Source organism: Flavobacterium johnsoniae UW101 (assembly GCF_000016645.1).
Taxonomy (GTDB): Bacteria; Bacteroidota; Bacteroidia; order Flavobacteriales; family Flavobacteriaceae; genus Flavobacterium; species Flavobacterium johnsoniae.
In genome coordinates, this window is the sequence record NC_009441.1 from 5,274,861 (window position 1) to 5,287,750 (window position 12,890).

Genomic DNA, 12,890 nt, shown 5'->3' on the forward strand with positions numbered 1-12,890 from the left:
TCGCACCAGCCTTTAGTTCTTTTTCTCTATTATTACATATCAAATTTATAGATATTTATTTGCAATAAATATTTGATCTAATTTCAATTGTACAAATATAATTTGAACTTTAATTATTGTTTTTTTCTATATACCTCTTAGCAAAATCTTCATAAGTTTCTGAGGTTTCTTCTTTCCAATTAGTAGGTTCTATCAAGCTATGTATATTTACACGCAAAAGTTTCGCTATTTGATAAAATTCCTCAAGGTTCGGTTGTCTTTTATTATTACGCCATAAAGATATAGTCGATTCAGATTTCCCTAAATATTTAGCAATTACTCGGTTCTTAATTTTCTGATCGTCAAAGACTTTTTTTAATCTGTTTAATTTCATTCTTAAAAAATTTATTTTCAAAAGTTTTGCGTTTAACGTAAAACTTTTATATATTTGTATTTATAATTTTGCGACATAAAATTTTAATTAAGTCTAATAAGACTTGATTGATGATGTCTCTCATGAAAGAAAACCGCTAAAATTCCACATGAGAAGATATGAGTTCGCCAATATCTATTAGATTTTACTATTTTTGTAAAATATCTAATAGGGCGGACTTCATGTAAATCTTTGTGGACTACAATTTCGATTGTAGGGTTCTTAGCGGTACCTCTTTTCAAAGTTTTGAAGTTCGCCTTATTGTTTCTCTTCATTACTTTTCTGAAAGACATCGTTCAATTATCATAAAATAAATTATTGATGAGAACGAATTACTTAAAATCCTTTATTTTAATACCCCCTTAATAAGGGTCAATTTTTTTGTTTCCCCAATAAAATAAATAGTGGGATGTATATCATTAGTTTGTTCTCGTACGAGAACAATTTTTTTAAGCCATATTAACAATACCTTTCCTACATAAAACTATAAATACCCAAAATTAGCCCTCTAACCACTCTCTTGTTTACACTTAGAATGATAAGATAAAAAATCTTTAAGCTCGCGCTTTAAAAGTATATCCTTTATTTCTATTTCACAACTGAAAGTTTAAAATGTTTTCTAAAATTTTTACAAGGAAACCGTTTCATGAGATTAGCTAACTATAAGATAAATTCTGATGGGTTAATTTTAATTAGATGGAAAACAAACACTCCATACTAGACTGCAACAAGAAAACGGCGGTTTGGCTTGCCTATGATCAACCTTTAACCTTAAATGCTTATGGAATAAACTACTTGAAGACAAAATTGAAAGTTCAATTTCACTTCAATATAAAATAAAAAGGTCCTCTAACTCTTCTTGGCGGTTGATTAGAGGACCATAGCTAATCAAATACCATTTAACTAACCAATCCCAATATTATGAATAATTTTTCATTTATCAAGGGAGGGCTGGCTCTTTATTGCCTTATTTTTGCAGGCTTTCTATTTAGTTTTTCCTCCATTTATTCCAGAGATTCAATCAATTGTAAATCACTGTTTTATCAGCAGCATCTCATACAGGGGATTATCTCTGACGGTATTTCTCCTCTTCCCGGTGTAACGGTCACTGTCAAAAGCAATCGAAATCTATCCTGTATTACGGATTATAATGGACAGTATTCATTGAAAGCTTCTCCTCAGGATACGCTGATTGTTTCTTTTATAGGATTTAAAACTGCTCTTGTTCCTCTGAACGGCAGAACTAAAGTAGACGTCAAACTGCTCTATGATACCACCACGCTTCAGGAAGTGCGAGTAAACGCAGGCTACTATTCTGTAAAAGAGAGTGAACGCACTGGAAGCATTTCAAGAATAGGTGCAACCGATATTGAAAAACAGCCCGTATCAAATGTGCTTGCCACGATGCAGGGACGGATGGCAGGGGTAAATATTACACAGGATTCCGGTACCCCGGGAGCAGGATTTCAGATTCAGATCAGAGGACTTAACAGTCTTCGGACTGAAGGAAACAATCCACTTTATATTATAAATGGAGTTCCATATTCATCGGAAAATATAGGCTACAGCAATACAACAACCGGTGTCCCAACCCCCACTAGCCCGCTGGCTAGTATTAATCCAAATGATATCGAAAGCATAGAAGTATTAAAAGATGCTGATGCAACGGCCATTTACGGTTCTCGAGGGGCTAACGGCGTAGTGCTGATTACCACCAAAAAAGGAACCGCGGGCAAAACCAAAGTGATAATTGCCGCCTCTTCAGGATTTGGAAGGGCAACAAGATTCATGGATCTCATGAATACGCAGCAATACCTTGAGATGAGAAGGCAGGGTTTTGCAAATGACGGAATAACTTCTTATCCAGCTTCAGCATATGACATTAACGGAACTTGGGATCAAAAGAAGTACACCAACTGGCAGAAAGAACTTACCGGAGGAACTTCTGTAATAACCAATCTGCAGACCACACTAACCGGAGGTTCCCAAAACACGCAGTATTTGTTAAGTGGAACATACAGAACTGAGACAACTGTGCTGCCGGCTGATTTTGGATATGACAAAGGAGCGTTCAATTTTAACTTGAATCATGCCAGTGAAGACAAGAAATTTAAACTTACTTTCTCCACTGGATACACATTTCAAAGTAGTCTTCAGGCGGCAACAGATATGACCCGTACGGCACGAAATCTGGCTCCCAATGCACCCTCTTTGTACAACTCCGACGGAAGCCTCAATTTTGAAAACAGTACCTGGCAGAATCCTCTCGCATCCCTTAGAAGCACTGCCGAAGTAAAAACCAATGACCTTAATATGAATAGCGTCATCAGTTATCAGGTGAAACCTCAGTGGGAAATTAAAATCAATCTCGGTTTTACAGATTTAAATAATGCAGAAATGCGTCTCCTTCCTTCCACCATGTTCAATCCTGCTTTAAATTACAACAGCAGCAGGTCGTCAATGTATTCCAATTTGACCCAGAGACAGTCATGGATTATTGAACCACAGCTCAGATGGAAGCATGATTTTGAAGAAAGTACATTGGATATTCTCATAGGAGGAACCGCACAAGAGCAGAAAACATCTAGGCTTTATCAATTTGGAAGAGGATTCTCCAGCAACAGCCTCATCAGGGATTTTCTTTCAGCCACAACCAAGACAATATTTCTAAGCGATGAAATACAGTATCGCTATCAGGCATTTTTTGCAAGGGCTAATTATAACTGGAATCAGAAATACATCTTAAATCTTACAGCCAGAAGAGACGGTTCTAGCAGATTCGGACCGGGAAGACAATTTGCTACTTTCGGAGCTGCGGGTGCGGCATGGCTGTTTTCAAAAGAGAAATTTTTACAAAACAGCACATTTTTGAGTTTTGGGAAATTACGAGCCAGTTACGGAACAACAGGAAGCGATCAGATCGGAGATTATCAATACTTAGACACTTATGTGTCTTCAAGCCAGTCCTATAACGGCATTATTGCAATGGATCCTACCCGCTTGTTTAATCCCGATTTTAGCTGGGAGGTCAATAAAAAATTGGAGATAGCAGTCGAGGCAGGATTTTATAAAGACTGCATATTCCTTACGGCTGCGTGGTACAGGAACAGATCATCCAACCAGCTTGTAGGCATACCGCTTCCTGCTACAACGGGTTTTACTTCAATAAGTGCTAATCTTGCGGCGGAGGTTGAAAATTCAGGAGTCGAATTTACACTTCGGACAGTAAATCTGAACAGAAACGAGCTCAAATGGAAATCGAGCTTTAATATATCAGTGGCAAAAAATAAACTAACTGCTTTTCCAGGACTTGAAGGGTCAACCTATGCAAACCGATACGTAATCGGACAGTCTACAAGCATTGTAAAGGTTTACAACTATGTCGGCATAGACCCTGTAACTGGACTGTACAAGATTGAAGACGTAAACAAGGATGGTATAATTACATCACTTGGAGATAAAAAAACGATAATGGATCTCTCTCCAAAATATTTTGGTGGACTGGATAATCAGTTTGAGTACAAAAACTGGAAGCTCGACTTTTTATTCCAATTTGTAAAACAGCTTAATTACAGCTATACGTCCAATGTTCCCGGAGGAAGCCCGATAAATCAGCCCTCAGCAATGACAGATGCTTGGCTGCAACAGGGTGATGTTGCACAATACCAGATTAATACATCAGGCCAGAACGGAAATGCCGTAAATGCATTTTACAATTACACGGATAGTAATGCCAACATCGTTGACGGTTCATACATCCGCCTTAAAAACATTGCACTTAGCTACAGGCTTCCTTTACATAACAGTAAAGGAGTCGGATGTAGAATCTCATTACTAGGTCAAAATCTACTGACTTTTACCTCTTATAAAGGTGGAGATCCAGAATTTAAATATACCGCATACCTGCCTCCATTAAAAGTTCTCACAGCCGGAATCGAACTGACATTTTAATCTTCAAAATAAACGCAATGAAAAATATAGAAAATTTAAACATTATTTTCTCAAATATGAGAGGTATTTTCAGCATCAGGTTCTTTTTTATTCTGTTATTATCCGCTTCAACAGCCTCATGTGACGGTTTTGTCGAGGTAGATCTTCCTGACTCCCAGCTTACGTCCGAAGCCGTTTTTGCGGATGCATCTTCAGCTGGAGCTGCACTTGCAGGCCTGTATGCAAAACTTAGAAGCACAGGAATGCTTAACGGCAGTTCAACCGGAATATCCTGCTATCTTGGACTGTATACCGATGAACTCGATTATTATCAGCAGACAGCCGTGAGCAATTTTTATAATAACAGCCTTTTTGCCACAGATTATCAGGTTAATGCGCTTTGGAACCAAAGCTTCAACCAGATATATACCGCTAATGCTCTCATTGATGGACTGAATAAATCTGAAACGGTGCCTTCAGTTGCTAAAAAACAGATCATGGGAGAAGCACTGTTTATTAGAGGGTTGCTTCATTTTACCATGGCCAATCTTTTTGGAGATCTGCCCTACATAACATCTACTGATTATAAATTAAACAGCAGAGCCATCAAAATGCCTGTATACAGGATTTATGAAAACTGCATAAACGACTTAGAAATGGCTTCTGATATGATATCAGAGACTTATCCAGCAGCTGAAAGAATCCGTCCAAACCGAAGTACTGTAAAAGCCCTAATGGCAAGAGTCTATCTGTACATGAAACTCTACCCTGAAGCTTCTGACGCAGCTTCAGCGGTAATAAACAATTCTCTTTATAAACAAGAAATTAATCTGGACAGGATTTTTCTGAAAGGATCCACTACAACTATCTTGCAATTTATGCCGTCGGCTTCTGGAGCAAATACCAGTGAAGGCAGCCTGTATATATTTAGATCGGGACCTCCACCACTGGTCGCCTTACGGTCAGATTTTGTAGATGCTTTCGAACCGGGAGATAAAAGGAAAGCGCAGTGGACGGCCAAAATTACAAATGGCATCTCCAACTGGTACTACGCTTCAAAATACAAACAGGATTTAAGCACCTCAGCTTCCTTGGAATACTCTGTGATCTTTCGTCTTGCTGAGCAGTATCTGATCCGTGCCGAAGCAAGGGCTTATCAGGGAGATATAATAGGAGCCAAAGAAGACCTCAACGTTATCAGAAACACTGCAGGGCTTTCAGATACACCTGCTTTAACAGCCCAAGAAATTATTGCAGATGTTCAAAGCCAGCGCCGCTTTGAGCTCTTCACCGAATTCGGACAGCGTTTTTTTGATCTTAAGCGAACCGAAAGACTTGACCAGACACTGTCAGTCGTAAAACCCGGATGGAATACTGATGATAAGCTTTTGCCCCTGCCGGAAGTTGAGCTCAATTCAAATCCAAACTTAAAGCCTCAGAACCCTGGATATTAAACTTATAGAATCAATTGTGAGAAATATTTTTAGAATTTTAATTTTGAATTTGGTGATTTTGCTGCCTTTCTGTCCCCTAATGGGACAGGAGCGGCAAAAGAAGCATATGGAAGAACAGGATTTCTCAAAATGGGGAACACTGGAATTAAAGGCCGTTTCTTCAGAAGGAGAATGGATCTCAAGTCATATGAGCTATGAAAACCATTTAGACACACTCTTTCTTATCCGTACCGAAACAGCAAAATCTTATGCTTTTCCAAAATGCCGAGATCCCCGCTTTGGAAAAGAAGATATTTTTGCCTTTCTATCCGATGATTCAAAACTGAGAATAAAAGACCTTAAATCTGAAACTGTGAAGACCATTGAAAATGTCAGTCGGTATGAATTGATTGATGGAGGAAAATACATTCTAACCTTGAACCGAAACCATGGAATCAAAAGCCTTCTTACGATATGGGACAGACGTTATAAGATAATTGATACCATAAGCGGAGTACTCGAATATAAGCTTAATTTTAATAGCACTGCACTCTTGTTTTCTTTTGAAAAAAAAGGACTAAACGAAATTGGTATAATAAACTTTAATTCCTATTCAAGAGAAAACATCACCGAAGATAAACAGGCAAAATTTTATAACCTGACATGGCATAAAAATGGTCTTGCTGTCGCCTTTTTATCTAAAACTGGTAAAAGTTCAGAAAGGGATGTCATTAATTATTATAACATAAGGGAAAGAAAACTTTTTACTTCTTTTTCATCATTTAACGACGGAAGGACATCTCCTGTTATATATTCCCGACTTCCTTTATCTATTTCCAGCGACGCCGGCATTGTGTTTTTTAGAGAAAATAAAACCATTGGAAATGATTCTCAAGCTGGCATCGGGGTGGTTGAAATCTGGAATGGGAATGATAAAGCTATTTATCCTGACAGAATTCGAATGGAAGCCGGCGGGATAAAACTCCTGCTATCCGCTTGGGAACCTAAATCGAACAGATTCTTAGAAATCTCTAGCACTGATCAGACTGAAACCAGACTGACTGGTAAAGAAGATTATATTATTTCCTATAATAAAAATGCCTACGGAAGGCAGGAAATATACCAACCGGAAGCGGATTTTTATATTCAAAATATCAAAAACAACTCAAGGGAATTGTTCTTGAAAAAGTTCACTATTGATACATACAGGATGATATTTGATCCAATGAGTAATAAAATATTATATTACCGCGAAAATAACTGGTGGATTTATAATCCTGAGTACAAGACCCACCTAAACATAACAGGAAAAATTACAGCCAAATGGGACAACAGTTCAGAAGAGTCAGCCCCACATCAATTTCGTGTCTATAACTGCGCTGGATGGAGCAGCTGTGGACGAAAAGTCATTTTATATGACAGAAATGATATCTGGCTTGCCGATACTGATGGTTCATCAGTTAAAAGACTCACAAGAGGAAAAGAGAAAAATATGATTTTCAGAATTGATAAATCAGAATACAGTCTTGAGAAACCTGAAATTTTAAATCTGAGCGGCAACTTAATCTTAAAAGCAGTAAATACTGATGATTGGTCCGCAGGTTATTTTACATTTAATATAAAATCTGATAAAAAGCTATTAGTATACGGACAGAAGGATTACAGCCATATTTATAAAAGTGCAGGCAACTTTTACGTCTATATAACCCAGAGTTTTAATTCTGCGCCTCAAATTGAATTCATTAAAAAAAATAGTACTAAGCCATCTGTTTTGTTTAAATCTAACCAGCAGCAGAAAGAATATTTTTATGGTAGGTCAGAACTCCTTTTTTATTCGGCAGGTAATGGTGAAAAATTAAAAGCTGCACTTTTTTATCCTGCTGATTTTGACCCAGAAAAAAAATACCCGATGATTGTTCACATTTATGACAGCATGTCTAAGGAACTCCATAAGTATGTCAATCCATCACTGCTCAATATGGAAGGTTTTAATATAACTAATTATACTTTAAAGAACTATTTTGTACTTCTTCCAGATATTAACTACCAGATAGGAAATACCGGTTTTAGCGCACTTGACTGTGTAAAAGCGGCAGTAAATGAAACCATTAAAAAGACTTCAATTGACCCTCTCAAAATCGGATTGTACGGGCATTCTTTCGGAGGCTATGAGACCTGTTTTATAGTCTCACAGAGCGATATTTTTGCTGCAGCTATCTCGGGTGCTGGAATCAGCGATAATATTGGATTCTATTTTAATATCAGCAGAAATGCTGTTTTCAAATCAGACATGTGGCGTTTTGAAAGCCAGCAGTGGAGGATGGGAAAATCACTCTATGAGAATAAAGAATCATATCTTAGAAATTCTCCTATTATTTATGCTGACAATGTAAAAACCCCGCTTTTATTGTGGACAGGAAAAGAGGACAGAGTTGTGCCTTGGAGCCAGAGCACAGCCTATTATCTGGCCCTTAGAAGACTGGGAAAGAAAACAATTCTTCTCAGCTACCCAAAACAGGATCATTCTCTGGAGAACACTGAAAGCCAGATTGACCTTACCCGCAGAATGATGCAGTGGTTTGATTACTTTTTAAAAAACAAAAGTATCCATTGGATCGAAAAGGGCACTTCTGAATAACATGCGATTTTTAGAACAAAATAATGCAGTTTCTTAAAATGAAACTGCATTACCTTCGCTTAGATCCAGCCTTTTATTCAACACGGTGAAGTGTCATAGTACAGGAATCCTCACTTTCTTTACCATATGCGGTAAAGCTGCCGCTCTGACAGGCAGGCCCAGTTCCCAATTCACAGTTTACATCGACCTGCTCACATTCTTCATTCAGCGGATTGTGAATGTAAGCATCGACAATTAAATCAGCCTTACTTTGTTTTGATGTGTTGGTGCCTACAGCCCCCGCACTAGCAAGCGCAAATGCAGCCAGAGGCAGTGCAAATGCTTTTAAAATAGTTGCTTTCATAATAATAAAAATTAAATTAAAAAAATGATCTACTCTTTTCTTCAGGTTTTCGATCTTACTCCTGCTACCAGCGCTAGTATTCTTTTAAAATGTATCTATCATTTAAACTTTGACTTCATGTTTTTTCCATACTGATATTTCAGCAGATAATGTCCAGAGATGATATATACAGAAGATTCCGAAGCATAAAAGCTTTTCATCCTTAAATTGTTTTCGTCATATACATAAAAACTTAATAAATAAGTCTTTTGGTTCATATCATATACATCTATAACCGAGGCATGTTTCCATACATCATCCCCCTCATATCTTCCTCTTAGCATTGAGTTTACAAAAAGTAGATTATTACAGACCGAAGTATTCCTGTTTACCATATATGGCGGAGCTGCAAGTTTTATGTCGCCAGACTGCTCTAATTTTACCACTTTTAATTTGGCATTCTTTGTAGTATCGATTGTATTTGCTCTAGATAATACATTTAAATCTGTATCCATCACTAAGTACTGGTTTCGATAGTAGTACGTATAAACCAATTTATTCAAGGCTCCACTGTACTGGATTGTTCCGTCTGTATCAAAAATACCGTCGTGCTGCTTTTGAAGCGCCTGGTATTCGAAGTTTATAAAACTGCTTTTCTCGTCTGTAATTCCAAGCATATTCTCTCCTGTTGACGGCTGCTGAGCTCGAAAAGCTATCTTCTTGTCGTTCATGAAAACAATCTGGGAAAAATAAAATTTACCCTCAATGATAACAGCAGCCTTCCAGTCAGAAATCAGACCTTTGTATATAACTGGAACAGTTCCGTCACTGACATAAAAACTATTCTCTTTTACTCTCACTTCTAATGCTTTAAACGGGAAATTTTCACGGCTGAGTTTTATAGTGTGTTTCTTTTTTGTCTTTAGATTTTCATCCACTTCCAATACCTGAAGAGGAGCTAAACGGTTTCCTAAATAAATCTTTTTATTATATATTCCAGCTATATAATAGGAATTATTTCTTACATCAAGTTCTTTAGTTTTTGCAGCTGATGCATTAGGAAGCCGGCGTATAAAAGGGTTTTCCTTTTTCATTATGTCATCAGTAAACAAGAAAAGGACAGTTACACTGGATATCGTAAAAATGGTTAAAAGTAAAAGATATCTTATTGTTTGTTTTGAAGTTGATCTGAGCAGAATTGCCAATGAGGCCAATCCTGTAAACAAGAGATTAAAAAGCAGATGTTCATGCCAGCTCAGTTTTTCTAAAATTCCGCCGCACGAACAGGGAATAAACGGACTGAAGTTTAAAATTATATAAATATACGTAGTGAACATAATCATCAGTGCTGCCGAAATCCACAAACCTATAAATTTAAATCTGGGGATACATAAAAGTACAGCAGTTAAAAGTTCAATTCCAATTACTAAAACTGAAACATACTCAGCATACAGACTTAAAATAGGTGATTGTCCTAGTTGCGTTTTAAAATTTTCAAAATCCAGAAGTTTACTTACTGAAGCGTATACAAATAGCAGTATATGCAAAACACAGACTGTCTCTATTATATATTTTTTTATGTTATTCTTAGAATTCATCTCCTCAAATTTTTTACGCTCTGCTTCTATTATTAGAATGATATTTCTAAACTTATATCTAGTGCAAATGTAGATACGAATTTTCTCATAAACCCTTTAAAAATCAAGCAGAAATCTTTGAAAATCAGTCAATTTTATAGTTTTAAGCTATTTTCAAAAAAAATGCCTGCACTTTGTAAGAATTGTGCAGGCATTAAATAATAATTAGTACACTTGGAATCAGCCTTTTATTGATGCACTGATTCCGGCGAGTTTTTCATGAAGTTCAATCAGTCCTGCTTTCTGAAGGCACTCTTGTGAGATTCCCTCCAGCTCTTCCCTGCCCTTCTCGTTTATGCTTCCCAGAAGAACAGAAGAACCTTCCCTGATCTTTAGTCCGTCCTGAATCAGATGGCTTAATAAAAGCACATTTTTTCGTGAGATTTTAAGATCCATCCTAACCGGTTCATTCATGCCAGGGATACTCAGCACCGTATCAAAAACTCTGGCCGCATCATTTTCTGTAATCATAATTCAACGTTTTAAAATTAATACTTAGTTCATTGTAAAATTATAAAGGATCTTCCCTATTCACCCTACTCAAAATTTGGGGAGGATTGCAGGGCTTGCCCTGCTTTTCTAATTTAGCTTTATCATAAGCCCAATACTGAATTTCAAAGCTGTTTTTTATCGCGATTAAACGGTGCAGACTAACAGCAGCTGGTTTATGATTAATGAACTGCAAGACTCGCGGATAAACTTAAAATAAAGCTGAAAGAGACTTTGTTGAAGCTCTCGGACTGCGGTTTTCTGCAGTCAGCAAGATGTCTGGTTGTATCACAACCAAAAATCTTGCTGCCCCTCTGCTCGGAACTCGCTGGCAGTGAAACTTTAAGATTGAATGAAATTGCAACAATAAAAAAGAAAAGATCATGGAAGACAAAAACAGCAGCAGAAACAGATGGCTGCACATCCGGCTGACAAAAGAAGAATTTGATTTTATTGATAAGAATTTCAAAGCGTCAGCCTGCCGCAAACGAAGTGATTTCGTGCGCAGAAATCTGCTGAGAAAACCCATTGTAATGAGATATAGAAACGAGTCGCTGGATAAGCTGCTGCAGGAGCTTATCCAGCTCAGAACACAGCTGAATTTCATGGGAAATAATTTCAATCAGAGCGTTAAAAAACTCCATACCCTTTTTGAAATTGCCGATTTCAGAATTTGGATTCTGGCTTTTGATTCCGACAGGAACAGATATTTTTCGCTGGTTGAAGAAATAAAAAAACACATTGAAAATCTCGCCCAAAAATGGTTGCAGTCATAAACACAGGACACTCGATAAGAGGCGTCCTAATGTATAATGAGAATAAAGTTTCCCAGGGCGCAGCTGTGTGCATCGGCGAGGGAAATTATCCCATCGATATTGAAAAAATGTCAGAATCTTTTAAGCTCAGTGTATTTCTAAAACAGCTCCAGCTCAATGAAAATGTCAAGCGCAGCGCAGTGCACATCTCGCTGAATTTTGATCGTTCAGACAAGGACTTATCAAAAGAGAAACTCATGCAGATTGCCTGTTGTTATATGGAGAAAATTGGATTCGCCGCACAGCCTTATCTCGTCTACCAGCACCACGATGCGGGACATCCGCACCTTCATATCGCATCCATAAATGTGCGGGCAGACGGATCCAGGATTAACATGCACAATATTGGAAGAAACCAGTCTGAAACGGCCCGCAAAGAATTGGAGATTTCTTTTAATCTGGTTCGGGCAGATTCGAGAAAAAAACAGAGTCCAGCGCTTATTAATGCCATTGATGCGGAAAAAATAAAATATGGGGCAATAGATTCCAAGAGAGCCATCGGCAGTGTATTGAGTGCAGTTATTCCGCACTACAAATACACAACCCTCGGTGAGCTGAACGCAATATTGAACCTGTATAACGTCAAGGCAGAAAGGGGAAAGGAAAATTCAAAAATGTTTCAGAATAAAGGCCTTATCTATCAGATTCTGGATGGGAACAAAAAGACTGTCGGGGTTCCTATAAAGGCCAGTAGTTTTTATTCCAAGCCTACCCTTTCCCAGCTTGAAATTAATTTTGCCGCCTCCAAAACTTCTCGCATGATAAACATGAAAAGAACACGAAATGCGGTTGATCTACTGCTGTTAAAATACCCAAACATTACGCTCTCGCAGCTTGAAACGCGGCTGGCGAACCAAGGCATTACGGCAGTTGTCAGAAAAAATGAACAGGGACTAATATACGGTATGACCTACATAGATCATAACACCAAATGCGTTTTCAACGGAAGCAGTCTCGGCTCGGAATATGCAGCCAAAGGGCTCCTGCAGCGTCTGAGCCATTCGCCCCATTCTGAGAAGCAATATACAGTTCCTGATGGTACCGCTCAGAAGCACGGCTCTTTGATTTCCGCAGGGGAAGTTCAGCGGATAATTGATGATGTGCTTTACGCCGGAACGCCTTCAGATTACGTTCCAAGAGAGCTTAAAAACAAGCGGAAAAAAAGAAAGAGAAAAGGACAGTCCGATAATAATTAACACATAAAAATCAACAGC

The 12,890-nt window shown here is 37.9% G+C and carries 9 protein-coding genes; 5 read left to right on the forward strand and 4 right to left on the reverse strand.

The annotated features are described in order from the left end of the window. Positions 1 to 109 precede the first annotated feature (109 nt). Positions 110 to 373 (reverse strand): helix-turn-helix transcriptional regulator, encoded by a 264-nt coding sequence (locus FJOH_RS22620; RefSeq protein ID WP_012026345.1) that lies wholly within the window; start codon positions 371 to 373, stop codon positions 110 to 112. Positions 374 to 1,333: 960 nt separating this feature from the next. On the opposite strand from FJOH_RS22620, the gene FJOH_RS22625 reads away from it, so the two are divergent. The 3 genes from FJOH_RS22625 (at position 1,334) to FJOH_RS22635 (ending at position 8,413) form a co-directional block, all read left to right on the forward strand. Further along, positions 1,334 to 4,363, forward strand: coding sequence for a SusC/RagA family TonB-linked outer membrane protein (locus FJOH_RS22625; protein ID WP_012026346.1), 3,030 nt, complete (start codon positions 1,334 to 1,336; stop codon positions 4,361 to 4,363). Between the two features lie 17 nt (positions 4,364 to 4,380). Further along, on the forward strand, positions 4,381 to 5,796 hold the full coding sequence (locus FJOH_RS22630) for a RagB/SusD family nutrient uptake outer membrane protein (protein WP_012026347.1): 1,416 nt from the start codon (positions 4,381 to 4,383) through the stop codon (positions 5,794 to 5,796). Between the two features lie 106 nt (positions 5,797 to 5,902). Further along, complete coding sequence (locus FJOH_RS22635; RefSeq protein WP_159436644.1) at positions 5,903 to 8,413, forward strand: alpha/beta hydrolase family protein; 2,511 nt, start codon at positions 5,903 to 5,905, stop codon at positions 8,411 to 8,413. 73 nt (positions 8,414 to 8,486) lie between these two features. Here FJOH_RS22635 and FJOH_RS22640 read toward each other — a convergent pair whose 3' ends face one another. The 3 genes from FJOH_RS22640 to FJOH_RS22650 all read right to left on the reverse strand — a co-directional run bounded on the left by FJOH_RS22640 (position 8,487) and on the right by FJOH_RS22650 (position 10,843). Then, a complete protein-coding gene (locus tag FJOH_RS22640) occupies positions 8,487 to 8,756 on the reverse strand; it encodes a DUF6520 family protein (RefSeq protein ID WP_012026349.1) in 270 nt (89 codons plus the stop codon). A 98-nt stretch (positions 8,757 to 8,854) separates the two neighbouring features. Continuing rightward, entirely contained in the window at positions 8,855 to 10,333 is a 1,479-nt protein-coding gene (locus FJOH_RS22645) for a MauE/DoxX family redox-associated membrane protein (protein ID WP_012026350.1), read from the reverse strand. Positions 10,334 to 10,552: 219 nt separating this feature from the next. Then, complete coding sequence (locus tag FJOH_RS22650) at positions 10,553 to 10,843, reverse strand: hypothetical protein (protein WP_012026351.1); 291 nt, start codon at positions 10,841 to 10,843, stop codon at positions 10,553 to 10,555. Positions 10,844 to 11,244: 401 nt separating this feature from the next. On the opposite strand from FJOH_RS22650, the gene FJOH_RS22655 reads away from it, so the two are divergent. After that, positions 11,245 to 11,637 carry a plasmid mobilization protein gene (locus FJOH_RS22655; RefSeq protein ID WP_012026352.1) on the forward strand — a complete coding sequence of 131 codons (393 nt, stop codon included), beginning with the start codon at positions 11,245 to 11,247 and terminating at the stop codon, positions 11,635 to 11,637. Then, the gene (locus FJOH_RS22660; RefSeq protein WP_012026353.1) at positions 11,622 to 12,872 is read left to right on the forward strand and encodes a relaxase/mobilization nuclease domain-containing protein; all 1,251 of its coding nucleotides are present in this window, start codon (positions 11,622 to 11,624) and stop codon (positions 12,870 to 12,872) included. The genes FJOH_RS22655 and FJOH_RS22660 overlap by 16 nt, the downstream gene beginning before the upstream one ends. Positions 12,873 to 12,890 lie beyond the last annotated feature (18 nt).